This is a genomic window from Pseudomonas sp. 3A(2025), from assembly GCF_054589175.1.
The window spans coordinates 107,862-133,738 of record NZ_BAAILM010000032.1 but is presented as its reverse complement, the minus strand read 5'-3'; the positions used below and the strand labels follow the sequence as shown (position 1 = coordinate 133,738).

Below are 25,877 nucleotides of genomic sequence, written 5' to 3'. Positions count from 1 at the left end.
TTTCAGGCTACGCGGGCGCTGGGACGCGTTTTGTGCCACTCATGCCGCAGGGCACGCAGCTGGGTTTCCAGAAATGCCTGGTCAGCCGCTGCCTTCTTGCCGACATAACCCTGGCCGCGACGAAACATCTTCAGCGCGACGCACAATTGCGGCTGGGCGGCGCGGAATTCGTCTTCCTGGGTGTACGGGGTGATCGGGTCCAGGCGAACTTCACCCGCGTGGGTGATCCAGAGGATATGGCTGTCCAGGGTGTCTTTGCGGGCAGCAAACAGACGAGCCAGTTCATCAATGGTCAGGTGGTTGATAGTCATGGTGATGCTCCTTCGCTCGTTCTCTGTTCAAGGGACTTGATCGTCGACTTTTACCGTGCGTTTCGAATGCAGCGTCGAATGTAGCTACAGGGCGAAACCACTACACCAGCGTGTCGGTTGCAGAGAGAAGGTAGCGAAGGCCCAAGACCTGGCTGGCGATCGGAAACGGATCAACCACAAAGCGCGTCATGAGGTCGTTTCGCCAGCTGCTCGTCTGTAATGACGTGATGCTGGTTCATCTTCTTCAATCTGCCTTGTGGGCAGCCTACATCCTGGAACAACCCGGCGGCTTGCAGGGCTGGTTATGTGCATCTTTTTTGCGCTCCCGATCAGGGAGATGGCTGCATCATGCAAAATGAAAACGCAGGCGTCAACCAATATGTAGTGATTATTTTTAATCACTACATATTTGGCCAGCCTGCAAAAAAACCACGGCGCTGTAGGACCGACTTTAGTCGGGAACGCGTACGGCGCCGTACAAGGATCAGTGCGAAGCGGTAAACGTCGTGTAGCTGTTGATCAGGTTGCGGTAGTTCGGCAGGCGCTGGGACAGCAGATTGGCCAGGCCTTCCATGTCGTTGCGCCAGTCGACCTGCAGCTCGCAAGCCACGGAGAACCAGTTCAGCAGGTGCGCACCGGCAGCGCTCATGCGCGCCCAGGCGGCTTGCTGCACGGTGGTATTGAAAGTGCCCGACGAGTCGGTGACCACGAACACTTCAAAGCCTTCGGCCAGCGCCGACAGGGTCGGGAACGCCACGCACACGTCAGTCACGACGCCGGCGATGATCAACTGCTTGCGACCGGTGGCCTTGACCGCCTTGACGAAATCTTCGTTGTCCCAGGCATTGATCTGGCCTGGACGGGCGATGTACGGCGCGTCCGGGAACTGCGCTTTGAGCTCAGGCACGATCGGACCGTTGGGGCCTTGTTCGAAGCTGGTGGTCAGAATGGTCGGCAAATTGAAGAACTTGGCGATGTCACCCAGGGCCAGCACGTTGTTTTTGAACTCGTTTGGCGAGAAATCCTGGACCAGCGAAATCAGGCCAGTCTGGTGATCGACCAGCAGCACGACGGCGTCATCTTTGTTCAAGCGCTTGTAAGGGGCGTTACTCATGATTGACTCCTGTGGTTTTCAAAGGCAGCGCCGAACCCCGTAGAGCCCGGCGCCTTACAAAATCAGAACGCGAAGCACGAACACCCGAAGGCGCCCCAGAAGCCCTGGAAGTCGCTTACAGGTGCATTCGACAGGCGTGCTTTCTCATGGCTGTGCGAGTGCACCTTGCACGGGCCGCTGCACTGGTGAACCTGGGCCAGCACCGGCGAGGCCGGACGCCAGTGGCCCTGTACCTTGGCCACCGGCGACCAGTCCGGCAGCACCGGCACACGCTTGGGCCCCAGCGGCTCGAAATCGTCGGCGCCGTACACCACCTTGCCGTCGACCACGGTCAATACCGACTCGATCCACTTGATGGCCTCAGGCTCGACACTGAAAAAGTCCGCCGACAGTGCACTCAGGTCCGCCAACTGGCCGACGCGAATCTGGCCTTTCTTGCCTTGCTCGGACGAGAACCACGCGCTGCCGTGGGTGAACAGCTCCAGCGCGGTTTCACGCGGCAGACCTTCGGGGTACAGCTCAAGGCCACCCACGGTGCGGCCGCTGACCATCCAGTACAGCGAAGTCCAGGGGTTGTAGCTCGATACGCGGGTGGCGTCGGTGCCAGCGCCCACCGGCACACCTTCGGCCAGCATGCGCTTGATCGGCGGCGTGGCCTGGGCGGCCTTGGCGCCGTAACGCTCGACGAAATACTCGCCCTGGAAGGCCATACGGTCCTGAATGGCGATGCCGCCGCCCAGCGCCCGCACCCGCTCGATGTTGCGCGGGGTGATGGTTTCACAGTGGTCGAAGAACCACGGCAAACCGTTGAACGGGATGTCGCGGTTAACTTTTTCGAACACATCGAGCATGCGGCTGATCGATTCGTCATAGGTGGCATGCAGGCGGAACGGCCAGCGCTGCTCGACCAGGTGGCGCACCACCGGCTCCAGATCGTCCTCCATGCCCTGCACCAGGTCCGGGCGCGGCTCGCGGAAGTCTTCGAAGTCAGCGGCCGAGAAGGTCAGCATCTCCCCTGCTCCGTTGTGCCGCAGGAAATCGTCGCCCTGATGCAGCTTGACGCTGCTGGTCCAGTTCTTGAAATCGGCCAGCTCTTCCTTGGGCTTTTGCGTGAACAGGTTGTAAGCAATACGTACGGTCAGCTGTTTTTCACGGTTCAGTTGCTCGATCACCGCGTAATCGTCGGGGTAGTTCTGGAAACCGCCACCAGCGTCGATGCAACTGGTGATGCCCAGGCGGTTGAGTTCGCGCATGAACTGGCGGGTCGAGTTGACCTGATACTCAAGCGGCAGCTTCGGCCCCTTGGCCAGAGTCGCGTACAGGATCATCGCATTGGGCTTGGCGACCAGCATACCGGTCGGGTTGCCGTTGGCATCACGCACGATCTCGCCACCCGGCGGGTTCGGCGTGTCGCGGGTGTAGCCGGCTACACGCAGGGCGGCACGGTTGAGCAAGGCGCGGTCGTACAGGTGCAGCAGGAATACCGGGGTATCGGGCGCGGCCTGGTTGATCTCTTCCAGGGTCGGCATGCGTTTTTCGGCGAACTGGAACTCGTTCCAGCCCCCGACCACACGCACCCATTGCGGGGTCGGCGTGCGGTCGGCCTGGTCCTTGAGCATGCGCAAGGCATCGGCCAGCGACGGCACGCCTTCCCAGCGCAGTTCAAGGTTGTAGTTCAGACCGCCACGAATCAGGTGCAAGTGCGAGTCGTTGAGGCCTGGAATCACCGTGCGGCCTTTCAGGTCGATGACCTGGGTCGCACTGCCGCGCAGGGCCATGACTTCGGCTTCAGTCCCGACGGCGACGAAGCGACCGCCGCTGATGGCCACCGCACTGGCCTTGGGTTTTTCCCGGTCGACGGTGTGGAATTTACCGTTGAACAGAATCAGCTCGACGTTATTCATCGCAGTTCCTTTGTCAGAAGATTGAGCAGCGCCCGCAGAGCTTGCGAACGAAAATGCAGGCAGAAGCGCGGCGGCAGCACTCAACAGAGAGCCGTTGGCGACAAAACGCCGGCGCTGCAGGTCGGTCTTGTCATCACTCATGAATCAGTCCCCCGTTTATCGTTGGCCGGCGCGTTCAGCCAGCCCGCAAACAGCCGCGTGGCGGCAGGCATCATCAGGTACACCACCAACAGGACGATGGTCAGGGTGATCAGCACGTTGCTCACCACATAACCCGACAACCAGGGGTTCAGGTGCAGCAGCGGCCCCCACAACAACGGCACCAGCAGGCTCAGCGGCAGGATCACCAGGTACGACACCACAGCCTGTTTCCAGCGCGGTGGCTGGCGAGCTTCGTCCATTTCCGGGCTGAACCAGAACTCGTTCTGGCTGGCCACCTGCGTCTGGTCACCATCGGCCAGCATAGGCGCGGCCTCGCGCAGCAGTTCGCGCCGTTGATCGGAGTCCAGCCACTGCTGCATGGCTTCGGTGGAAGAAAAACGCAGCACCGAGGTGAAGGCATGCAAGCCGTCGGTGCGGCCGCGCATCACATCGACGCCCAGATGCCCCGGTGCCTGGGCGGCAATCGCCACCACGCGGCGCAACCATTGTTCGTATTGCACTTCAAGACCCGCCTTGGCCCGGTGGCGGATCACCAGGGTGACGACTTCGTGAGAAGGTTCAGACATGACCAGCAGCTCCGTGGCACCAGAAAGGGGTGCATTCAAATCTGGACTGATGGTGCCGCTGATTGCCGTTGGAGAATTGGATGCATGTGCTGTGTTGGGAAAACACCCATTACGGGATGGGCAAAGGCGCCGACATGTATTCGTGAATCATGCCGCGCAGCCAGCGCTCGGCCGGGTCGTTGTCGTGCACGCCGCTCCAGACCATCGACAGTTCGGCCGGCACGATCGGAAAGGGCGGGTCTTCGGCGCGCAGCCGGCTGCCGTCCACCAGCGCACAGGCGGCGTAATCGGGCACGGTGGCGATCATTTCGCTGCCGGCCAGCAGGGCGCGCAGGCCATTGAATTGCGGCACCGCCAGCACTACTTTGCGGGTGCGCCCGACGCGGGCGAGATCCAGATCGATATTGCCCGACAGGTCGCCGGAGAACGACACCATGGCATGCGGGCGGGCACAATATTCATCAAGGCTCAAAGGGCCGGGCCGCTCATCGCCGCGAATGACCTTGCACGGAATGTCGCGCAGCTTCTTGCGCTTGGCATTGGCCGGCAGTTCGACCGTCCAGCTGACCCCCACCGAGATTTCGCCAGACGCCAACAAGGCAGGCAGCAGCAGGTAATTGGCGCGGCGAATCACAATGATGATGCCTGGCGCTTCGGCTTGCAGACGCGCCATCAACGGCGGCAGCAAACCAAACTCGGCATCGTCCGACAAGCCGATGCGAAACACGTCGGTACTGCACGCCGGATCGAAATCCTTGGCCCGGCTCACCGCCCCGGAAATGGTGTCCAGTGCCGGGCGAATCTCTTTGAGAATATCCAGCGCCCGCGCCGTGGGCTCCATGACCCGGCCATTGCGCAGCAGCAATTGATCGTCGAACAGATCGCGCAAACGTCCAAGTGCCGCACTGACGGCGGGCTGGCCGATAAACAGCTTCTCGGCCACCCGGGTCAGATTGCGCTCGAACATCAGCGCTTCGAAAATCACCAACAGATTGAGGTCGACACGGCGCAGATCGTTACGGTTCATGGTCAGGGACTCTAGGGTTCGGGGCTCTGAAGGTCAAAGGCAGGACTTTGCCAGCAGTAGGCACGAAACCCGCAAGCAGCGCTTGTACCGATGTGCGCTGCCTCCCCAACCACACGCCATCAACGCAAATTGGTCTTCGCCAGTTCCAGCACCTCACTGCCGCGTCCGCTCATCACCGCCTTGAGCATGTACAGGCTGAAGCCTTTGGCCTGGGCCAGCTTGATCTTCGGCGGCATGGCCAGTTCCTGCTTGGCGACCACAACATCGAGCAGCACCGGCCCGGGATGATCGAACGCCTTGCGCAAGGCGCCCGGCAGGTCCTGGGCGTTTTCGACACGAATTCCCAGAATCCCCGCGCCCAGCGCCACACCGGCATAGTGCGTGGGGTTGAGGTCGGTACCGAACGGCACATACCCGCCCGCCTTCATTTCCATGTCGACAAAGCCTAGCGAGCTGTTGTTGAACACGATCATCTTGATCGGCATGTTCAACTGACGCACGGTCAGCAAGTCACCCAACAGCATCGACAAACCGCCATCGCCGCATAGTGCCACCACCTGGCGATCCGGGTGTTCGGCCTGAGCGCCCAGCGACTGCGGCATCGCATTGGCCATCGAGCCATGGTTGAACGAGCCCAGCAGGCTGCGCTTGCCGTTCATGCTCAGATAGCGCGCCGCCCACAGGGTTGGCGTACCGACGTCCACGGTAAACAGCGCATCGTCATCGGCCAGTTGATCGACCATGCGCGTGAGGTACTGCGGATGAATCGGCTCGCCGGCCGGGGTCGGCGTCGCCAGCTCATCCAGCTCGGCACGCGACTTGGCGTAGTGCTTGAGTGCCTTGTCGAGAAAGCGCCGGTCGTTGTGCGGCTTGAGCCTTGGCAGCAAGGCATCGAGGGTTTCGCCAACGCCGCCGACCAGGCCCAGTTGCACCGGCACCCGACGGCCGATCTGGGTCGGGTCGAGGTCGATCTGCACGATGCGCGCCTTGTCCGGGTAAAAATTGCGGTACGGGAAACTGCTGCCAAGGATCACCAGCGTGTCGCAGGCCATCATCGCGTGGTAGCCGGAGCTGAACCCGATCAGCCCGGTCATGCCGACATCGAACGGATTGTCGTACTCGATGTGCTGCTTGCCGCGCAACGCGTGCACTATCGGCGCCTTGAGCCGTTCGGCCAGGGCCACCACCTGTTCATGCGCACCGGCGCAACCGGCACCGCACAGCAAAGTCACCGCCTTGCTGGAGTCGAGCAGTTCGCTCAGGGCCTGCAGGTCGGATTCGACCGGCAGCACCGTCGACTGCGACGGTTCGACCTTGCTCAACGGCGCATCTGGCGCCGGCTGCAACGCCACATCGCCGGGTATCACAATGACGGCCACGCCCTTCTGGTTGATGGCCGCGCGCATCGCTCGCTCCAGCACCCGCGGGAACTGATCGGGATGGCTGACCAGTTCGACGAAATGACTGCACTCCTTGAACAACTCTTGCGGGTGGGTTTCCTGAAAGTAATCCAGGCCAATCTCGGTCGACGGGATATGCGCGGCGATTGCCAGCACCGGCACGCGGCTGCGATGGCAATCGTACAGGCCATTGATCAAGTGCAGGTTGCCCGGCCCACAACTGCCGGCGCACACCGCCAGCTTGCCGCTGGAGGCTGCCTGGGCACCGGCGGCAAAGGCGGCGACTTCTTCATGGCGGGTGTGCATCCAGCGAATCTTGCCCATGCGTTGCAGGCTGTCGCTCAGGCCGTTGAGGCTGTCACCGGACACCCCCCAGATGTGGGAAACACCAGACGCTGCGAGGCTTTGCGCGAGATGGTCGGCAATGGTCTTGGACATGCGGGTTCCTTCGAAGCTGTGAAATTCAGGGTCTACAGGCTATGCCTGTTGTGGTCGACCCCTGAACGCTGCGATCGGTTCAGAAAAGCTGTCTTGCGCCGTGCAGTGGACGCCGACAGCGTCTGTTTGAAGGCTCGGGTGAAGATCGGTGGAATGATTTGCGCCCGCGCCGGTCCGAATAATCAGGCATGGCAGACAACCGCCATCTTGCAGACTGACAGGGAATCAATCATGAAAAAGACATCGATGTTCGCCGCCCTCCTCCTGGCCACCAGCCTGTGTGGCGCGACCTTGAGCGTGCAGGCACAACAGACCGAAGCCGAACCCAAAGGTGGCTCGCTGCATCCGTCGGAAATCAAGGTAGGCGAAAAGGCCCCGGACCAGTCCGACCGTAAAAGCGAAGCCATCGACTGGAAAAAGGCTGGCCTGCATGAGCCTGAAAAGGAAAGCCAGTGGGTGAAACATGAGAATCAGTATCTGCGCGTGCAGATCACCAATGGCCGGATCATGGAAATCGTGCCGGTCAAACGCTAAGGCTTTATGGGTAGAAGGCATCGCTGCCTTCTACCCTGCACAGACTTACAACAACTTCCACGTATAGCTGAAAATCAGACGGTTCTCGTCAATATCGCTACGGTAATTCGAGCGTGCTGCCACGTTACGAATTCGTACGCCCAGCCCTTGCAGCGTGCCGCTCTGCACCACATAGCCAATGTCCAGATCACGCTCGCGGTCCTTGCCTTCGTAGCCGGCGCCGGTGGTGACGTTGTCGCCAGTGATGTAGCGCACGGTGGTCGTCAGGCCTGGAACGCCCAATGCAGTGAAGTCGTAGTCGTAGCGCGCCTGCCAGGAGCGTTCGTCGGTGTAGGCGAACTCGTAGGTCGGTACTTCGTTGCCCAGCGGGGTGACATTGGCAAAGACCCGTGGGAACGGGCTGTCGCCATACATGGCCTGGTAGCCAACGTAAAACGTGTGCCCGCCGTGCCTGGCCGACAGCAGCGAGAAGAATGCCTGGTTGTCGATCTTGCCCAGCAAGCGGTCGCCGTCTTCTTGCGCGTTGTAGTAACCCAGGTTGGCGCCCAGCACCCAGGTGCCGACCGGCTGGCTGTGTTTCAAGCCGATAAAGCCCTGCTCGTAAATGTCTTCAAGCTGGCCGTAGAACACGCTGACCGAGGTGCGCTTGTCGTTGAAGCTGTAATCGCCGCCCGCGTAGTTGAACCCGTCGCTAACCGCCTGGCGCTGCGGCACATGGCCGAGCATGGCGAGCATCTTGTCATCGCCGGCTTCGTTGCGCAGGTGAGTGCTGTTCAGGTGCCCGGCTTGCAGGGTCAGCCCGGTTATTTCGCTGGAGCTGATGCCCACGCCCTGATAGCTGGGCGGCAGCAGGCGAATATCGCTGAAGCTCAGCACCGGCAGGTTGGGTTGCAGTTCGCCGACTTTCACTTCGGTTTTGGAAAAGCGTGCCTTGAAGGTGCCGGCCAGGCGGCTGTACTCATCGGCGGCGCGGCCATCGCTATGGGTCGGCAACAAGCCACTGTTGACCCGGTCCGGGCTGCTGTCGAGCTTGATGCCAAGCACACCGCTGACGTCGAGGCCAAAGCCGACCACGCCCTGGGTGTAGCCGGATTTGACGTTGAGAATGAAGCCCTGCGCCCACTCTTCCTGTTTCGATTGGCGGTTGGCGCCGACGATGTCAGAGAAGTCGCGGCTGAAGTAATAGTTACGCGCTTGCAACGTGGCGCTGGCGCCCTCGATAAAGCCTTCCTTGGGCGGCTCCCCGGCGGCCAGGGCGGTCAACGGCAGGCTGAGGCCCACTGCACTGATGAACGAGTGACGTTTGGCGATCTGATGCTGGCTCATGGTTGTTCTCTTGTTGTTATGTATTTTTATGGATGATGCTGAATCGGTTTAACGCGAAGCCTTTTCTCCTATGGCCGATGCTGATTGCGGCGCACGCCGGGCCTTCATGGCGGCATGCACGATCAGCCCCGACAACAATCCCCAGAAGGCTGCCGACAGGCCGAGAAACGACACCCCCGAAGCCGTCACCAGAAAGGTGAACAGCCCTGCATCACGCTCCTCGATGTGCAACGTGCTGCGGCTTAACGCTTCGCTGATCGCGCCGAACAGCGCCAGGCCCGCCAGCGCTGCAATCAGTTCTTTAGGGAAGGCGGCGAACAGCGACACCAGGGTCGCGCCGGCAATGCCAAAAATCAGGTACAGCAGGCTGCCCGACAACGCCGCGATATAGCGCCGCTTAGGGTTTTCATGCGCTTCACGGCCGGTGCACAGGCTGGCAGTGACCGCCGCCAGGTTCAGGCCATGGCAACCGAACGGCGCCAGCAACGCGCCGCCCAGCGCACTGGCGCTGATCAGCGGGCTGGCCGGGGTCTGGTAGCCCGCCCCGCGCAACACCGCCATGCCCGGCATGAACTGCCCGGTCAGGGCCACCAGCACCAGCGGCAAGGCCAGGTTCAAGGTGGCTTCCAGGCTGAACTGCGGCGCGATCAGCGTTGGCGTGGCGAAACCGAACACCACCGCACTGGCATTGAAATCGCCGCCCAGCACCGTGATCACGGTGCCGACGATCAGCACCGCCATCACCGCATAGCGCGGCAACAGGCGACGCATCGACACATAGGTGGCAAACATAGCGAGCACCAGCAACGGCCGCGCTGGCAGCGACTCAAACAACGCCACGCCAAAACTGAACAGGATGCCCGCCTGCATGCCGGCCGCAATCGAGCCGGGCAAGCGCGCGATAATGCGATCGAACGCACCGCTGACACCGATCAGCAACAGGATCAGGCTGGCCACCAGATAGGCGCCCACCGCCTGATTGAGGCCGATCTGCGGCAGTTGCGACACCAGCAGCGCAGAGCCCGGAATCGACCAGGCGATCACCACCGGCACCTTGTAACGCAGGCTCAGCAACGCGCCCAACAGCGCGCTGCCGATGGAGATGGCCCAGATCCAGGACGACAGCTGCTCATGCGACAAGTGAGCGGCATCGGCGGCCTGGAAGATGATCACCAGCGGGCCGGCGTAAGAAATCACGGTAGCGATGCACCCGGCCACCACGGCGGACAGAGAGACATCCTTGAACAGGTCTTTCATGGGACCTCGCACGCTGCAACGGCGTCGTAGGAGTGGTCGGGCGGCGTTCCGCTTTAACCGCGAATGGCATCACGCAATTTTGTGCTGCCCGCCTTCCCGGCTAAAGCCGGTCCCACGGGCGCTGATTGCAAACACGGTCATGGCCACTGCGGCAATCGCGCCGGGGATGGCAAACGCCATGAAGTTCAGTTGCAGCGGCAGGTTGATGCCCATCAGCGCACCGCCCAGCAGCGGGCCGACGATGGCGCCGTTGCGACCGATACCCGACGCCCAGCCGAGCCCGGTGGAACGCATCGACAGGCCATACAGCTGCGCGGCACCGGCGTACAGCAGGATCTGCGTACCGATGGTGGTGGCGCCGGCCAGGAAAATCAGCAGGTACAGCACCGGCATCGGGCTCTTGAAGCCCAACAGGCTGATCGACACGGCACCGACGATGAAGAACACCACCGTGACCTTGGTCAGGTTCATGCGGTCGCCCAGCCAGCCGCCGAAGATCGCCCCGAACATGCCGCCAAAGTTCAACGCCAGCAAAAACGACAGGCTCGACCCCAGGCTGTAGCCGGCGTTAGCCATCAGTTTCGGCAGCCAGGAACTGAGCGCGTACACCATCAGCAGGCAGCAGAAGAACGCCACCCACAGTGCCAGAGTACGTACCAGGCGGCCTTCGCTGAACAGGTCGAGCACCGGCACACCTTTGCCCTTGGCTTCGCCGACGCTGAGCACGTCATCGGCGGTCAGGTTCTGCGTGGTGTCCATCTGGTTAAGCAGCTTGCGAGCCTCTTCGGAGCGTCCCTGGCGTACCAGAAAACCGATGGACTCGGGCAGGTAGTACAGAATCGCCGGCAGCAGCAACAAAGGAATGGCAGCGGCAAAGAACATCGATTCCCAGCCAAAGCGCGGCAGCATGAAGATACCGACGCCGGCCGAGAGCATGCCGCCCAGCGAGTAACCGCTGAACATCACCGCCACCAACGTGCTGCGCATGCGCTTGGGCGCATATTCGTTCATCAAGGCCACGGCATTGGGCATCAACCCGCCGCAGCCTAACCCTGCGATAAAGCGGCAGATGCCGAACTCGGTGGGGCTGGAGGCAAAGCCGTTGATGATGGTCGCGCCGCTGAACAGCGCAAAGCAGATGGCGATGCCTTTCTTGCGCCCGATGCGGTCGGCCAGGCTGCCGAATACCAGCGCACCGAACATCATGCCAAACAACGCATAACTGCCCAGGGCCCCGGCCTGCAGCGGTGTCAGCCCCCACTCTTTCATGATCACCGGCAAGACCACGCCGTAGATGAACAGGTCATAACCGTCGAAGATCAATAGCAGCGCACACCAGCTCATCACCATCCAGTGAAAACGGCCGAAGCGCGCATTATCGATAATTGCGTGTACGTCTATGTTTCGCATGGCATCAATCTCTTGTTTTTGTTGTAGGTGAAACTGCCGAATTGGTGTTTCCCCGATACCGCGTACGCAAGCTACCCCGCGTCGTAGGAGCTGCTTTAGCAGCGAAGGCATCGCTACAAATACAGGGCGCATCGTTCCCGGCTAAAGCCGGTCCTACGGGTGTCCTACGCCGCGCTGGCGGCGAATTTCTCGAAGTAGAAGTTGGCCGGTGTGATGCCCTGCTCACGGATGAACTGGCTGACCGCCTCGACCATCGGCGGCGGGCCGCACAGGTACACGTCGACATCACCGTCATTGAGGTGTCTGGGCTCGATGTGGTGGGTGACGAAACCTTTTTGCGGGTAGCGGCTGTCGGGGCTCGACACGCAGGCGCTGTAGGTGAAGCCGGGAATGCGTGCGGCAAAATCGGCCAGGGCATCCATCTCGACCAGGTCGAAATCGTGGGTCACGCCGTAGATCAGGTGCACCGGGTGCGCACTGCCCTGCCCCTGCTCAATAAAGACGGCCATTTTCTCCAGCATCGCCGTAAATGGCGCGAGCCCCGTGCCGCCGGCCAGCAGCAACAGCGGCCGCTTGATGTCGCGCAGATAAAAACTGCCCAAGGGACCGGCCAGGGTCATGCTGTCGCCGGCCTTGGCCATGCCGATCAGAAAGCTGCTCATCAGCCCACCCGGCACGTTGCGAATCAGAAAACTGACCTCGCCGTTCTTCTGCAACGAGCTGAACGAATAGGCGCGGGTCTGCTCGCTGCCCGGCACGTGCAGATTGACGTACTGGCCGGGTAAAAATGCCAGCTGGCTCAGCGACTCGCCCTTGATTTTCAGGGCGATGGTGCTGTCCGACAATTGTTCGACCGCGCTGATCGCCGCCTGGTAAGTGGCCTGGCGGGTCTTGCACACATCGGACGAGGCTGGCACCCGCACCACGCAATCGCTGGCCGCACGCATCTGGCAGGTCAGCACATAGCCTTGCCCGGCCTCTTCCTCGGTGAGGGCGTCTTCGATGTATTCATCGCCAAGATCGTACTGGCCGGCCTCGGCGAAACATTTGCAGGTGCCGCAGGCGCCGTCGCGGCAGTCGAGCGGAATGTTGATGCCCTGGCGGTAAGCGGCGTCGGCGACGGTTTCGCTGGCAGCGGCATCAATGAAACGGGTGACCCCGTCTTCGAAATTCAAGGCGATCTTGTGCATGGGGACACCTTCAGATGTGATAAACGTCGATGACCTGACGCACGTAATCGTTTTTCAGCACGACTTTCTTGGCCTTGATCAGCGGCTGCTCACCGCGAATATCGAGGGTGTAGAAGCTGGTGCCGAAGTAGCTGTCGACGGTCTTGTAGCGAAAGCTCAGGGTGTGCCAGTTGAAACGCACCTGGGCCAGGCCATCGCCCTGCTCGACGATCTCGATATTGCTGAGGTTGTGCGAGGTGCGGGTGTCGGGAATCGTCGCGCTGGAGCGCTCGGTCTTGATGCGGAACACGCGGTCTTCCAGGCCGCCACGGTTGCCGTACCAGATCAGCGAGATTTCGGTCTGCGGGTCTTCGGTCAGGGTGTCGTTATCGTCCCAGGCCGGCATCCAGAACGTGGCGTCGCTGGCGTACAGCTCCAGCCAGTTGTCCCAGTCGGCGTCATCCAGATAGCGCGCTTCGCGGTAGAGAAAGTCGCGCACGGTTTCATAGGCAATGGTCATTGCACAGCCTCCACCGGAATCAACTGTTGCTCGGCGGCAGCGGCCTTGAGCATGGTTTCCTGCCAATACTTGTGTTGCAGCACGAACAGGCCTTCGTCTTCTGTGCGCACACCGGACAGCAGCGGCTTGAGTTCGATTTCCTGCGCTGCGGCATCGGCGCCTTCGATCCAGTGCGCCGCGCCACGCGACATGTCGTTCCAGCCGGTGCCGCCGCCGTAGCCGGTCTGGCACGAGCGGAACTCTTCCAGGTCGTCCGGGGTGGCCATGCCGCTGACGTTGAAGAAGTCCTCGTACTGACGAATACGCTTGGCCCGCGCATCGGCACTTTCGCCTTTGGGCGCGATGCAGTAGATGGTGATTTCGGTCTTGTTCACCGAGATCGGCCGCGCAATGCGAATCTGCGAGCTGAACTGGTCCATCAGATACACGTTGGGGTACAGGCACAGGTTGCGCGAGTTCTGGATCATCCAGTCGGCACGCGCCTGGCCAAAGTCGCGGGCCAGTTCGTCACGGCGCTCGTAGGCCGGGCGGTCTTCAGGGTTGGCCCAGCGGGTCCACAGCAGCAGGTGGCCTTTGTCGAAGGAGTAGAAACCGCCGCCGGTCTTGCCCCAGCTGCCGGCGCTCATGGTCTTGATTTCTTCGCCGGCCTCGCGCAGTTTGCGCTGGTTCTGGGTGGCGGCGTAGTTCCAGTGCACAGCGCTGACGTGGTAGCCATCGGCGCCGTTTTCGGCGGTCAGCTTCCAGTTGCCTTCGTAGATGTACGAGCTGGAACCGCGCAGCACTTCAAGGCCTTCGGGCGACTGGTCGACGATCATGTCGATGATTTTCGCCGACTCGCCAAGGTGCTCGACCAGAGGCAAAACGTCAGCGTTCAGGCTGCCGAACAGGAAGCCGCGATAGGACTCGAACCGCGCGACTTTGGTCAGGTCGTGGGAGCCTTCGCAGTTGAAGCTCGACGGATAGCCGGCATCGGTCGGGTCTTTGACCTTGAGCAGCTTGCCGCTGTTGTTGAAGGTCCAGCCATGGAATGGGCAGGTATAGGACGACTTGTTGCCGGTCTTGTGCCGGCACAGCATCGCGCCACGGTGGCTGCAAGCATTGAGGAAAGCGTTGAGCTCGCCGTCTTTATTGCGTGCGATAAAGATCGGCTGACGACCGATTTGCGTGGTCAGAAAGTCGTTCTTGTTGGGGATCTGGCTTTCGTGCGCCAGATAGATCCAGTTGCCTTCGAAGATGTGTTTCATCTCCAGGTCGAACAGGCGCGGATCAGTGAACATCTCCCGCTTGCAGCGGTAGACGCCCTGCTCCTTGTCTTCCTGGAGCAGTGAATGCAGATAATCAGATCCAAGGGACATGACCTGGAGCCTCCATTGTTATTGTTCAGGCCAGGTCAGGTTATGGAGATGTACGGGCAGGCAATATCCGCTTTATGCAGATCGCTATCCGTTTCTTGCAAACGGGCTGTCCCAATAGCGCTTGTGCATCCCCAAGCGTTTTTTCCAGGCAGTGGGCAGGCGTTTTTCGTGGCGACTGAGTTTGTAGGCGGTCAGTTTCAGGCCATTGCGCAGGATCGACATGGGCCACCACCACCAACGCCTGGGTCCGATATAGGCCAGTTCCGATTTGACATAGCGCATGCCCTCCCCGGCGATACCGCCGAAGCTTTGATAAATCCAGCGTTCCCGGTCCTGAAAGACACCGATGTCGAAGTAGCGACGAAACTCTTCGAGCAGGCTGTAGTTATGCGAATGGCGGCACACCGCCGAGCCTTCATAGGCGACCTTCCAGCCATCGAGCAGCATTTTTGCCGCCACGTACATGTCTTCGGACAGAATCACATGGCGCGGAAAACCGCCTACCGCCAGCAGCGCTTCGCGCCGGTAGGCGGCAAAGGAGTTGGACATGAACGGGGTCTTGATTCCCAGCACATCGGCATCGGCCAGGCTTTTGATTTGCGAGGTCGGCGGGTAGTTGAACAACCGCGCATGCTGGGCCAGCAGGTTGGCGTCGCGGTGCGGCAACTGTCGCCCGCACACGGCGCCCACCCTGGGGTCGGCAAACGGCAGGAGGATATTGGCGATGGCGTCACTCTGCTCAAGGCAGGCGTCCTGGGTCATATAGACGTAGACGTCGTAGCCCGGATGGCGCTCGACCATCATTTGCCGGGTGCCACCATGATTGAAATCCTTGCTGTCGATGACCGTCACGTTGGCACAACGCGAACGGGCCAGTTCCAGCGTGCCATCGCTGGAGCTGGAATCGACGATCAAGGTATCGAATGACGCACTCTGCGACCGCAGAGAGTCCAGCAGACGCTCCAGGTCCTTGCGTCCGTTATAGGTCGGGATCACACAGGCCACACTCAAAGACGGCATAACAGTACTCCAGGGCAAACTCCATTGGCCCAACGTGTCAGCGTCTTTGAGGCTAGCTCATGTTTGGCGGTTCCTCAGCCCAGCACTTCGCTCAAGGGAATGAAGGTCACCGCATCGCCTTCGGCCAGTGTCGTGCCTTCGCGTACCTCGATCAGCCCGTCGGCCCAGGCGGCGCTGCGCAGGACACCTGAACTCTGGTTGCGATACGGCAACGCGCGGCCGTTTTCCAGCCGGCCGCGCAGGTATTCGCGACGTGTGCCGGCCTTGTCCCAGGCGAACGCGGCCGGCACCTGGAACTGCAACGGCGTGACCGCTTCGACGCCCTGGCGACGCAGCAGATAAGGCCGGGCCAGCAAGGCAAAAGTCACCAGGGTCGAGGCCGGGTTGCCCGGCAGCCCCAGCACCGGCACGCCACGATAGTGACCGAAGGTCAGCGGCTTGCCGGGCTTGATCGCCAGTTTCCACAGCGCCAGTTCGCCGTCTTCGCGCAGCGCATGACCGAGAAAATCCGCCTCACCCACCGACACGCCGCCGGTGGAGATAATCAGGTCGACATGGCCCAGGCCGGTCAAGGCTGCGCGGGTCTTGTCGAGGTCATCGGCAAGAATGCCGGCGTCGATCACCTCGCACGCCAGACGCTGCAACCAACTACACAGCACCACGCGATTGCTGTTGTAGATTTGTCCGGGCCCCAGCGGCTGGCCGGGTTCGACCAATTCATCGCCGGTCGACAACACTGCCACGCGCGGGCGGCGTATCACTTCAAGTTCAGCCACGCCCAGCGATGCCGCCAGGCCCAGCTCCACCGGACCCAGCCGTGTGCCGGCCGCCAGCACCCGTTCACCGCTACGGGTTTCCTGGCCCTGAGGGCGGATGTTCTGCTCAAGGCTCAGCGCCTGAGTGAAACGCACACGGCCGTCATCCAGCACGTCGGCGTTTTCCTGCATTTCGACGCAGTCGGCACCTTCCGGCACCGGCGCACCGGTGAAGATCCGCGCACAGGTGCCCGGCGTCAGCGGCTCAGGGGCGGTGCCGGCGAGAATCCTTTGAGAAACCGGCAACGGCTCACCGTTCCAGTCCGCCAGGCGCAAGGCATAACCGTCCATGGCGCTGTTGGGCCATGGCGGCAGGTCGAGGGTGGCGACAATGTCCTGCGCCAACACGCGCCCCAACGCCTGGGCCAAAGGCAGCGTTTCGCGTTCGGTAATCGGATGGGCCTCGGCGCTTTCGAGCAACCGGGCCAGGGCCTGTTCGACTGGCATCATCGGCATCAGCCTCGCGTGCCGCAAGGTTCGGCTTTTTTGAGATGGGCAACAAAGTTGCAAGGGCGAAAACGCGAATCGAGTTGCTGGGCCAGAATGCCGTCCCAGCCGGTGCGCACCGCATTGGTCGAACCCGGCAGGCAGCACACCAGCGTGCCGTTGGCTAAACCTGCCAGGGCGCGGGACTGGATGGTCGAGGTGCCGATGTCGGCCACGGAAATCTGCCGGAACAGCTCGCCAAAGCCGTCGACCTGTTTATCCAGCAGACAAGCCACCGCTTCTGGCGTGCTGTCGCGACCGGTAAAGCCGGTGCCGCCGGTGATCAGTACCACCTGCACGTCATCGTCGGCGATCCAGGTCGCTACCTGGGCGCGGATCTTGTACAGGTCGTCCTTGAGCAATACACGCTCGATCAGGCCATGACCGGCTGCGCTCAGGCGGTCGACGAAGGTCTGGCCCGAGGTGTCGGTGTCCAGCGTGCGGGTGTCACTGACCGTCAGCACCGCGATATTGAGGGGGACGAAAGGGGTATCAGCCTTGACGCTCATGGTCTCGATCCGGTTGTAGTGAAAACAGCCCGGTGTTATATCACAGCCCTGCTTTTGACTGCCTGCACGGGACCTGCGATGACTGAAAACACCTTGCCGCCCTGCTCGATCCTGCTACTGGCCGGTGGCCAGGGGCAACGCATGGGCGGACGCGACAAAGGCCTGCTGCACTGGCAGGGCCGGCCCCTGATCGAAACCCTGCAAGCGAAGACAAGACCGTTGACCGACGACCTGATCATTTCCTGCAATCGCAATCAGGAGCTTTACGCGCCCTATGCCGACCGCCTGGTCGAGGACGCCGAAGGCGGCTTTCCAGGCCCGTTGGCCGGCATCCTTGCGGCCCTCGGCGTAGCGCGGCATGACTACTTGCTGGTGTTGCCCTGCGACGCACCGATGATCGACGAAGCCCTGCTGACGGATCTGCGGATCACGGCAGCGCTGCATCCGGGCCGGCCGGTGATGGTCCGTGAAGGCGAGCACTGGCAGCCGTTACTGTGCATCATCCCCACGGCACACGCAGCCTTTGTGCAAGCGGCCTGGCAAGCCGGTGAACGCAGCCCGCGCCGCGCGCTGGCGCCCTTGCACCCGCAAGCGCTGCAATGCCCGGCCGGCGATGCCCGGCTGGCCAACCTCAATACCCCACAGTTGCTGGCGCAGGTCGAGTCTGACGCTATAGCTGATCGCCATTAGCCCTATAGGGAACTTGCGGCTAAGCTGCACGTCATAGTCGGCATCAAATCACCATCCATCCGGAGAAACAGCCATGAACATCAAGACCCTGCCCGCCGCTTTCGTCCTTGCCCTGGGCCTCGCTTCCCTGGCCGGCTGCTCCTCGCCTACCGTGATCACCCTGAACGACGGTCGCGAAATCCAGGCAGTCGACACCCCGGATTACGACAGCACTTCGGGCTTCTACGAATTCGAACAACTGGACGGCAAGAAGACCCGCATCAACAAGGATCAGGTTCGTACCGTCAAAGACCTGTAAGGTCGACGCAGCATGGGTGAATGACCTCACCGGTCATTCACCTGTCAGGTTTCAAAATTCCAGCCGCAAGCGGCTTTCAAACTCGCGCACTTCTCCACTCAGCGGATCAATGAACCGCAAGCCCCGGGCCAGCAGTTTCAGCGGCCGCGGGTAATCATCCTGCGTATCCTTGAGCACCTCGGGGTAAAACGGGTCGTTGCAGATCGGCGCACCGAGGGCATTCATGTGTACGCGCAACTGGTGCTTCTTGCCGGTGACCGGGTACAGCGCATAACGCCATATCGCCTCCTGACGCTCCAGCACCTCGATACGGGTCAAGGTATTGGGCGGCCCCTCGCCTTCCTGCATACGAAAGAACGGTTCGCCATCGACCAGACGGCTGGCGTGCTCGCGCGGAAATTCCAGATGCGGCAGCGCCGGCGCGATGGCCTCGTAATACTTGTCGATCGAACGGGTGCGAAACAACGACTGGTAGGCCGAGCGGCTGGCCGGGTTGGCCGAGAACAGCAGCAAGCCTGCGGTGTGCCGGTCGATACGGTGCAGCGGCACCAGATCGGGATTGCCCAGGCGCTGAATCAACCGCCGCAACAGGGTCTGCTCGACATATTCGCCTGTCGGCGTGACCGGCAAGAAGTGCGGCTTGTCGGCCACCACCAGGTGCTCGTCGACATGCAGCACCGATTCAGTGAATGGAATCGGCGTCTCGTTGGGCACTTCACGAAAGTAATGCACCTTCAGGCCTTCGCGGTAGGCCAGATCGAGCGCAATCGGCTGACCATTGCCATCCAGCACCCGGCCACGGGCAACACGCTCCAGCCACTGGGCACGATCGATGGCCGGAAAGCGGGCGCACAGGCAATCGAGCACCGTGCTCCAGGGGCCGGCTGGCAGATACAGGGTACTGGCCTGGTGCTGGGCAGCGCTGAAAGAAGTTTCGGTCATGCAAAGGCTCGGCGGATCGAAAAGGCCGATTATCCGCCAAGCATCCGGCAGAACCTAGTTCGATCTGTCGTGCGATCACCGAACACAATCCTGAACAGGCTCTGCGACGCTGCATACAGCCTTATTAACCATCTGGTACATTTATTTACAGCGGATTGCGCCACAACAACAAGAGACTGTCCCCATGACCCAGATTCAACACCCTTCCGTGCTCGCCGGCCTCATCGGCTCCGGCATCCAGGCTTCGCGCACCCCAGCATTGCATGAGCACGAAGGCGACGCCCAAGGCCTGCGCTACCTGTATCGGCTGATCGATATCGATGCGCTGGGCCTCGACAGCAGCGCCTTGCCGCGCTTGCTTGAAGGCGCGCAGACCAGCGGTTTCACCGGGCTTAACATTACTTTTCCGTGCAAACAGGCGGTCATCCCGCTGCTCGATGAACTGTCGCCAGAAGCCAAGGGTATCGGCGCGGTCAATACCGTGGTGTTCAAGGACGGCAAGCGCATCGGCCATAACACTGATTGCCTGGGCTTTGCCGAAGGCTTCAAGCGCGGCCTGGAAGGCGTCCCGCGCCGTTACGTGGTGCAAATGGGCGCCGGTGGCGCCGGCGCCGCCGTGGCCCATGCGCTGCTGAGCGCCGGTGTCGAGCAACTGGTGATTTTCGAGGTCGAGCCACAACGCGCCCAGGGTCTGGTCGACAACCTCAATGCGCACTTCGGCGCCGGACGAGCCCTGGTCGGCCTTGACCTGACAAGCTCGGTGGCCGAAGCCGACGGCCTGGTCAACACCACACCGGTGGGCATGGCCAAGCTGCCCGGCATGCCATTGCCCGCCGAGCACCTGCACAGCGGCCTGTGGGTAGCGGACATCATCTACTTTCCGCTGGAAACCGAACTGCTGCGCCAGGCCCGCAGCCTGGGCTGCCGCACACTGGATGGCACGACCATGGCAGTGTTTCAGGCGGTCAAGGCCTTCGAGCTGTTCAGCGGCCAGGCGGCGGATGCCGAGCGGATGATGGCGCACTTTCACAGTCTGTAGGCCTGAGCTTCATACCTGCCTGACGATCCGGCACCTGGCCGGGTCGTCTCCCGCCTTTAATCCAGCGCGGGCTTGAGCAACACTTGCGCCTCAAATAAAGCCCCCAGATACCGCGCCTGCATGTCCGCCACACTGACCCGTGAAATGTGCGTAGTGATCGCCAGTGTCGCTACCAGCCGGCCACTGCGCCCGTGCAGCGGCACAGCGAGTACGCGCATGTTGAGCTCATACTCCTGATCGACCAGGCAAAAGCCCTGACGGGCTGCCATGCGGATTTCTTCGCGCAGCACCTGCAAATCGGTCTTGGTATACGGCGTGAGCGCCTGTGGCGGGTTGCGCGTCCAGTAATCGTCCAGCGCGGCGTCATCGAGCTCTGCCAGCCACAGGCGTCCGGTGGCGGTGCAATACATCGGCGCCCTGGAACCCGGGCGAATCGACATCGAACTGATGTGGCTGTAGCGACTGCGCACCAGATAGATGATTTCGTCGCCATCACGGTGGCCCACGCAAACATGCTCTTGCGTGGTGCGCGACACTTGCTCTACCACCGGTCGCAACATACGCGGCAATTGTGCCGAGTCGGCATAAGCCTGCCCCAGACGCAGCACCTTGGGTTGCAGCCAGTAATCGCGGCCATCGGTGGCCATGTAGCCATCGTGAACCAGGGTAAGGAAGAAACGCCGTACCGAACTGGTGCTCATCTGTGCCCTGCGTGCGGCCTGCGGCACACTCAGGCGCGGTGTCTCACTATTGAACAACTGGATCAGTACCAGCCCTTTCTGAAGTCCGGCGATCAGGTCGCGCGGATGAATATCGGTATCGGTCATGGTCAGATTCTTTGATGAATAACGCGATAATCGCACTAACAGTGCGATATACGGAATAACTACACGATACTCGCATTGCCCGCCCTTGTGCTGCAGCCAACAATAAGCCGCACAAGATCAATGACGGGAGCTGGACATGATTCGTGGCACGACAAAACTGGTAGGCATCCTCGGCTCACCCGTTGCGCAAGTGAAATCCCCGGAGAACTTCAACGACTGGTTTCAGAGCAACACGCTGGATCTGGCCATGCTGGCGATTGATATGCGCGCAAGCGAACTGGCCAGCCTGGCAAGCGCCATGCGGGGCTGGAACAACCTGTGCGGCTGCGTTATCACTGTGCCTTACAAGCTGGCCATGGCCGAACTGGTCGACCATCTGAGCCCGCGCGCCAAAGCCCTGCGTTCAGTCAATGTACTGCGCCGCGAAGCGGATGGTCGCCTGAGCGGCGACAACGTCGATGGCGAGGGCTTTCTCAATGCAGCCACCGCCCACGGTTTTGACCCGCAGGGCAAGCAGGCGCTGGTGATTGGGGCCGGTGGCGTCGGTGCGGCGATTGCCTGGTCACTGTGCGAGGCCGGGGTGTGCAGCCTGGGCATTGCCGACCTGGACGATGCGCGCGTGCAAACCTTGAGCGCGATTTTGCAAAGCAACTTTCCCAAGGTTCGGATTCACAGCGAATACAGCACGCTGGCTGGTTTCGATCTGGTTGCCAACGCGACGCCGGTGGGCATGGGCGGTACTGGCGCCACACCGCTGCCGGCCTGCCTGCTGCACAGCCTTGACGCTCGCACCCTGGTCGCCGATGTGGTGACCAGCCCTGCCATCACGCCCTTTCTGGAACTGGCGCGCAGCCAGGGCTGCCGCATCCAGACCGGTGCGCAGATGGCCCGCGCACAAATGGGCAACCTGGGCGCCTTCATGGGCGTCACGCCGCTGAATATTTGAGAGCGGGGGCCATCATGGACACGATGCAATACGACCTGATCGTACTGGGCAGCGGTGCCGCCGGTTTTGCTGCGGCCACCACCGCGACACTGCGCGGGCTCAAGGTGCTGCTGATTGAAAAAGACTCACGCTTTGGTGGCACCTCGGCAATTTCCGGTGGCGCTATATGGATTTACGGCAGCGATCAGGCCAGGGCCGCCGGTATTGAAGATTCGGCCGAGGCCATGCGCACCTATCTGCGCACAATCATTGGGCCGGACCTGCAGCCGACGCTGGTCGATGCCTATATCGAGCACGGCCACGAGGCCCTGCGCTGGCTCGAAAAACACAGCGAGCTGGCTTACAGCCTGCGGCCTGTTTCACCGGACTATTACCCCGATGCGCCCGGCGCTACCGAAGCCGGCCGGGCGCTGGAAATTGGCGAATATGACGGGCGCCGTCTGGGCGCGCATTTCCGGAACCTGAAGATGCCGCCGCCGGGCATGCTGCTGTTCGGCGGCATGATGGTCAATCGCCTGGATATTCAGCATTTTCTCAGTTTCAAACGCTCGCCCGCCTCGCTCTGGCACTGCCTGAAACTGATGGGCCGCTACGCCGTGGATCGCCTCAAGCACCCGCGTGGCACCCGGCTGACAACCGGCAATGCCTTGATCGCACGGCTGGCCACCAGCGCCTTCGAACATGGCTGCCAGCTATGGCTCGATTGCACCAGTGAGTCATTGATTGTCGAAGACGGTTGCGTGCGCGGCCTGATGGTCAGCCACAAAGGCCAGACCCTGCGCATCCGCTCACGGGCCGGCGTGGTCCTGGCCACCGGTGGCTTTGCGGCAGGTGTTGACGCTGCAAAATACCGCCCGCACGGCGACAGCGAACATTTAAGCATGTCGCCACCTGCCAATAACGGCGACAGCCTGCGCCTGAGCCACGTGCTCGACGCCGCCACCGGAGAGCATCTGGCCGCCAATTTCTTCTGGGCGCCCGTATCCGAGTGCCAGCATGCCGACGGCAGCCGCGAGCGCTTTCCGCACCTGGTCACCGACCGTGCAAAACCCGGCGTGATTGCCGTCAATCGCGCCGGCCAGCGCTTCGTCAACGAATCCAACTCTTATCACCACTTCGTGCAGACCATGTTCGCCACCGGCAACACGCGCTGCTGGCTGATCTGCGATGCCACGGCCATGGGCAAATACGGCATGGGCCTGGCGCGCCCCAGCCCGGTGAACAACAGTCATCTGGTCGAGTGCGGCTACTTGTTCAAGGCCGACAGCGCCGAGCAACTGGCCAGTGCGATCGGCGTCGACCCGCAGGGCCTGAGCCACACGCTGGCGCACTACAACGCCGACGCCCGGCAAGGCCAGGACAGTGCCTTCGGCAAAGGCAGCAATGCCTACAACCGCTATATGGGGGATCCCGGACAGCGCCTTGGTGCGTGCAACGCGCCGTTGCTCAAAGCGCCCTGGTACGCCATCGAGCTGCACACCGGCGACCTTGGCTCGGCCATGGGCCTGGTCACCGACCACCACGCCAACGTTCTGGATCGCAGCGGCGCGCCGATTCCGGGCCTTTATGCGGCAGGCAACGACATGAACTCGGTCATGCGCGGCACCTATCCAGGCCCCGGCATCACCCTCGGCCCCGCCCTGACCTTTGGCTATCTGGCCGCCAGCCACGCGGCGCAAACGCTTGGCACCCCCACACCTGTAACCCTCAAGGAGTAACCGGACATGTTTTATGAACTGCGCACCTACACCCTCAAACCCACCTTGCTTGCCGACTGGCTGGCCCTGTACCAGAGCGACGCGCTGGCCGTGCAGACCGAGCATCTGGGCAACCTGATCGGCTTTTTCACCACCGAGTTCGGCACGGCCAATCAGGTCGTGCATGTATGGGCCTACGACAGCCTCGACGACCGCAGCGCACGCCGCGCACGAATGGCCGCCGACCCGCGCTGGGCGCAATTTGGCCGCAAGAACAAAGAACTGGACGCGATCATCAGCCTGGAATCGCGCCTGATGCGCCCGACCGGTTTCTCGCCGCTGCAATAAACCGCCAATCTACTGCCGCCTGACCCTGGCGGCACACTCGATGACCACCATGGAGTCATTCATGTCTGCCCCTGCCTCTCTGGATTTCGACGTGCTGGTAATCGGCTCCGGCGCTGCGGGCCTTGCCACTGCCGTGACCGCTGCCCACCGGGGTTTGCGGGTGCTGGTGGTGGAAAAATACGCGTTGCTGGGCGGCACCAGTGCCTGGTCGGGTGGCTGGTTATGGGTTCCAGGCAATCCCCTGGCTGTTGCCGAAGGCAATAGCGAAACACCGGGCGCTGCCGAGCTGTACCTGAAACAGCAGTTACAGTGCCAGACACTGGACCGCCGACAGTTGGCCTACCTGCAAGCCGGTCCCGAAATGGTCGATTTTTTTCACACCCACACCGCCGTACAGTTTTATTCCGGCAGCCGCATGCCCGACATGCACGCGGGCCCCGGCTCACGTGATGGCGGGCGTTCGCTGTGCGCACAGCCCTTCGACGGGCGCTTGCTCGGTTCCTGGATCAAGCACCTGCGCACACCACTGGATATCGTCAGCCTGGCCGGCATGGGCATTGCCGGTGGCAGCGACATGACGAATTTTTTCAACGCCAGCCGCTCACCGAAAGCCGCGTTCTACGTCGCGGGCCGGCTGCTGCGCCATGCCCGCGACCTGCTGCGCTATCGACGTGGCATGCATCTGGTCAATGGCAATGCGTTGGTCGCCCGCCTGCTACGCAGCGCCCTGGACCGCCAGGTCGAGTTTCGCGTCAACACGCAGGCACAGGCGTTGTTGCACGATCAGGGCCGCGTCTGCGGTGCGCGCCTGCTGGGTCCGGATGGCATCGTCGAAGTGCGCGCCAGGCGCGGTGTGGTTCTGGCGTGCGGTGGCTTTGCCCATGACACCCAGCGCATTGCCGAACTGATTACCCATGCGCCTGATGGCCGACAGCATTACAGTGCGGCACCGCAACAAAACAGCGGTGATGGGTTGCGCCTTGCCGAAACAGTGGGCGCACAGGTCAGCGACGATATGATCCAGGCCGCCGCCTGGGCTCCGGTATCGCTGGTGCCGCGACGCGATGGCAGCGTCGGGCACTTTCCTCACCTGATCGACCGCGCCAAGCCCGGTTTTATCGCGGTGCGCAGCGACGGCCGACGCTTTACCAACGAGGCCGACTGCTACCACGACTTCATGAACAACCTGTTCGCCAGCACAACACCCGGCGCAGCGCACGAGGCCTGGCTGCTGTGCGACCACCGTGCGCAACGGCGCTACGGCATTGGCTGGGCCAAGCCGTTCCCTTTCACGACGGGTTGGTACGAGCGCCGTGGTTATCTGTTCAAGGGCCGAACCCTCAAGGAACTGGCGGCGCGTTGCGCAATCGACGGCGATCAGTTGCAGGCTACGCTAGAGCGCTTCAATGCGTATGCGGCCAAGGGCGTCGACCCGGATTTCGGGCGGGGCGAGTCGAGCTATAACCGGGCTCAAGGGGACAGTTCGAATATCCCGAACAGCTCGCTGCGCCCTCTGGATCAAGGGCCGTTCTATGCGGTGAAACTGCTGCCCGGCAGCCTTGGCACATTTGCAGGCTTGCGTTGCGACGAGCAGGCCCGGGCGCTGGATACCGCACAGCAACCCATTGACGGCCTGTACGCAGTGGGCAACGACATGGCCAGCATCATGAACGGTCACTACCCGAGCGGCGGCATCACCTTGGGGCCGGGCATGACATTCGGCTATCTGGCCGGCCTGGCCCTGGCCGCGCCGGAGGCTGTTTGACT

The 25,877-nt window shown here is 61.8% G+C and carries 25 protein-coding genes; 8 read left to right on the top strand and 17 right to left on the bottom strand.

What is annotated here, in order from left to right:
• Positions 1 to 2: 2 nt before the first annotated feature.
• The 6 genes from ACYP2A_RS12840 to poxB form a co-directional block, all read right to left on the bottom strand.
• Positions 3 to 311 carry a hypothetical protein gene (locus ACYP2A_RS12840; protein WP_459745413.1) on the bottom strand — a complete coding sequence of 103 codons (309 nt, stop codon included), beginning with the start codon at positions 309 to 311 and terminating at the stop codon, positions 3 to 5.
• A 484-nt stretch (positions 312 to 795) separates the two neighbouring features.
• Positions 796 to 1,425, bottom strand: a complete 630-nt coding sequence (ycaC, locus tag ACYP2A_RS12835) for an isochorismate family cysteine hydrolase YcaC (protein ID WP_459745411.1) — start codon at positions 1,423 to 1,425, stop codon at positions 796 to 798.
• 62 nt (positions 1,426 to 1,487) lie between these two features.
• Positions 1,488 to 3,329, bottom strand: coding sequence for an amidohydrolase (locus ACYP2A_RS12830; RefSeq protein WP_459745410.1), 1,842 nt, complete (start codon positions 3,327 to 3,329; stop codon positions 1,488 to 1,490).
• Between the two features lie 137 nt (positions 3,330 to 3,466).
• Positions 3,467 to 4,057, bottom strand: a complete 591-nt coding sequence (locus ACYP2A_RS12825) for an antibiotic biosynthesis monooxygenase (protein WP_459745408.1) — start codon at positions 4,055 to 4,057, stop codon at positions 3,467 to 3,469.
• A gap of 109 nt (positions 4,058 to 4,166) precedes the next feature.
• Positions 4,167 to 5,084, bottom strand: coding sequence for a LysR substrate-binding domain-containing protein (locus ACYP2A_RS12820; protein ID WP_459745406.1), 918 nt, complete (start codon positions 5,082 to 5,084; stop codon positions 4,167 to 4,169).
• Between the two features lie 119 nt (positions 5,085 to 5,203).
• Positions 5,204 to 6,922, bottom strand: a complete 1,719-nt coding sequence (poxB, locus tag ACYP2A_RS12815) for a ubiquinone-dependent pyruvate dehydrogenase (protein ID WP_459745405.1) — start codon at positions 6,920 to 6,922, stop codon at positions 5,204 to 5,206.
• Positions 6,923 to 7,015: 93 nt separating this feature from the next.
• Between poxB and ACYP2A_RS12810 the strand changes: the two genes are divergently transcribed.
• Entirely contained in the window at positions 7,016 to 7,456 is a 441-nt protein-coding gene (locus tag ACYP2A_RS12810) for an RcnB family protein (protein ID WP_459745404.1), read from the top strand.
• Positions 7,457 to 7,501: 45 nt separating this feature from the next.
• Here the strand turns inward: ACYP2A_RS12810 and ACYP2A_RS12805 are convergent, their stop codons facing one another.
• From ACYP2A_RS12805 to moaB, 9 genes are all read right to left on the bottom strand, one after another.
• Positions 7,502 to 8,782 (bottom strand): OprD family porin, encoded by a 1,281-nt coding sequence (locus tag ACYP2A_RS12805; protein ID WP_459745402.1) that lies wholly within the window; start codon positions 8,780 to 8,782, stop codon positions 7,502 to 7,504.
• Positions 8,783 to 8,830: 48 nt separating this feature from the next.
• Positions 8,831 to 10,039 (bottom strand): benzoate/H(+) symporter BenE family transporter, encoded by a 1,209-nt coding sequence (locus tag ACYP2A_RS12800; protein ID WP_459745400.1) that lies wholly within the window; start codon positions 10,037 to 10,039, stop codon positions 8,831 to 8,833.
• A gap of 69 nt (positions 10,040 to 10,108) precedes the next feature.
• Positions 10,109 to 11,449, bottom strand: a complete 1,341-nt coding sequence (locus ACYP2A_RS12795) for an MFS transporter (RefSeq protein WP_459745399.1) — start codon at positions 11,447 to 11,449, stop codon at positions 10,109 to 10,111.
• A gap of 164 nt (positions 11,450 to 11,613) precedes the next feature.
• Positions 11,614 to 12,639 (bottom strand): benzoate 1,2-dioxygenase electron transfer component BenC, encoded by a 1,026-nt coding sequence (benC, locus tag ACYP2A_RS12790; RefSeq protein WP_459745397.1) that lies wholly within the window; start codon positions 12,637 to 12,639, stop codon positions 11,614 to 11,616.
• A 10-nt stretch (positions 12,640 to 12,649) separates the two neighbouring features.
• On the bottom strand, positions 12,650 to 13,138 hold the full coding sequence (gene benB, locus ACYP2A_RS12785; RefSeq protein ID WP_459745395.1) for a benzoate 1,2-dioxygenase small subunit: 489 nt from the start codon (positions 13,136 to 13,138) through the stop codon (positions 12,650 to 12,652).
• On the bottom strand, positions 13,135 to 14,493 hold the full coding sequence (gene benA / locus ACYP2A_RS12780) for a benzoate 1,2-dioxygenase large subunit (protein WP_459745394.1): 1,359 nt from the start codon (positions 14,491 to 14,493) through the stop codon (positions 13,135 to 13,137). Before benA ends, benB begins: the two co-directional genes overlap by 4 nt.
• Positions 14,494 to 14,577: 84 nt before the next feature.
• Positions 14,578 to 15,513, bottom strand: a complete 936-nt coding sequence (locus tag ACYP2A_RS12775) for a glycosyltransferase family 2 protein (RefSeq protein ID WP_459745392.1) — start codon at positions 15,511 to 15,513, stop codon at positions 14,578 to 14,580.
• A 74-nt stretch (positions 15,514 to 15,587) separates the two neighbouring features.
• Complete coding sequence (locus tag ACYP2A_RS12770) at positions 15,588 to 16,784, bottom strand: molybdopterin molybdotransferase MoeA (protein WP_459745390.1); 1,197 nt, start codon at positions 16,782 to 16,784, stop codon at positions 15,588 to 15,590.
• A complete protein-coding gene (gene moaB, locus ACYP2A_RS12765) occupies positions 16,784 to 17,323 on the bottom strand; it encodes a molybdenum cofactor biosynthesis protein B (RefSeq protein WP_459745389.1) in 540 nt (179 codons plus the stop codon). The genes ACYP2A_RS12770 and moaB overlap by 1 nt, the downstream gene beginning before the upstream one ends.
• A gap of 78 nt (positions 17,324 to 17,401) precedes the next feature.
• Here moaB and mobA point away from each other — a divergent pair, with 78 nt between their 5' ends.
• Both mobA and ACYP2A_RS12755 read left to right on the top strand, forming a co-directional pair.
• Positions 17,402 to 18,013, top strand: coding sequence for a molybdenum cofactor guanylyltransferase MobA (gene mobA, locus ACYP2A_RS12760; RefSeq protein WP_459745387.1), 612 nt, complete (start codon positions 17,402 to 17,404; stop codon positions 18,011 to 18,013).
• A gap of 73 nt (positions 18,014 to 18,086) precedes the next feature.
• Positions 18,087 to 18,311 carry a YgdI/YgdR family lipoprotein gene (locus tag ACYP2A_RS12755; RefSeq protein WP_459745385.1) on the top strand — a complete coding sequence of 75 codons (225 nt, stop codon included), beginning with the start codon at positions 18,087 to 18,089 and terminating at the stop codon, positions 18,309 to 18,311.
• A gap of 51 nt (positions 18,312 to 18,362) precedes the next feature.
• Here ACYP2A_RS12755 and ACYP2A_RS12750 read toward each other — a convergent pair whose 3' ends face one another.
• Entirely contained in the window at positions 18,363 to 19,253 is an 891-nt protein-coding gene (locus tag ACYP2A_RS12750; RefSeq protein WP_459745383.1) for a pseudouridine synthase, read from the bottom strand.
• 184 nt (positions 19,254 to 19,437) lie between these two features.
• On the opposite strand from ACYP2A_RS12750, the gene ACYP2A_RS12745 reads away from it, so the two are divergent.
• Positions 19,438 to 20,292 (top strand): shikimate dehydrogenase, encoded by an 855-nt coding sequence (locus ACYP2A_RS12745; protein WP_459745381.1) that lies wholly within the window; start codon positions 19,438 to 19,440, stop codon positions 20,290 to 20,292.
• Between the two features lie 56 nt (positions 20,293 to 20,348).
• Here ACYP2A_RS12745 and ACYP2A_RS12740 read toward each other — a convergent pair whose 3' ends face one another.
• The gene (locus tag ACYP2A_RS12740; protein ID WP_459745380.1) at positions 20,349 to 21,119 is read right to left on the bottom strand and encodes an IclR family transcriptional regulator domain-containing protein; all 771 of its coding nucleotides are present in this window, start codon (positions 21,117 to 21,119) and stop codon (positions 20,349 to 20,351) included.
• 136 nt (positions 21,120 to 21,255) lie between these two features.
• Between ACYP2A_RS12740 and ACYP2A_RS12735 the strand changes: the two genes are divergently transcribed.
• From ACYP2A_RS12735 to ACYP2A_RS12720, 4 genes are all read left to right on the top strand, one after another.
• Positions 21,256 to 22,065: a shikimate dehydrogenase family protein gene (locus ACYP2A_RS12735; protein WP_459745378.1), complete on the top strand. Its 810-nt coding sequence runs from the start codon at positions 21,256 to 21,258 to the stop codon at positions 22,063 to 22,065.
• Positions 22,066 to 22,079: 14 nt separating this feature from the next.
• On the top strand, positions 22,080 to 23,783 hold the full coding sequence (locus tag ACYP2A_RS12730; protein ID WP_459745376.1) for an FAD-dependent oxidoreductase: 1,704 nt from the start codon (positions 22,080 to 22,082) through the stop codon (positions 23,781 to 23,783).
• Between the two features lie 6 nt (positions 23,784 to 23,789).
• Positions 23,790 to 24,110, top strand: coding sequence for an NIPSNAP family protein (locus ACYP2A_RS12725; RefSeq protein WP_459745375.1), 321 nt, complete (start codon positions 23,790 to 23,792; stop codon positions 24,108 to 24,110).
• A 61-nt stretch (positions 24,111 to 24,171) separates the two neighbouring features.
• On the top strand, positions 24,172 to 25,875 hold the full coding sequence (locus ACYP2A_RS12720; RefSeq protein ID WP_459745373.1) for an FAD-dependent oxidoreductase: 1,704 nt from the start codon (positions 24,172 to 24,174) through the stop codon (positions 25,873 to 25,875).
• The last annotated feature ends 2 nt before the right edge of the window (positions 25,876 to 25,877 follow it).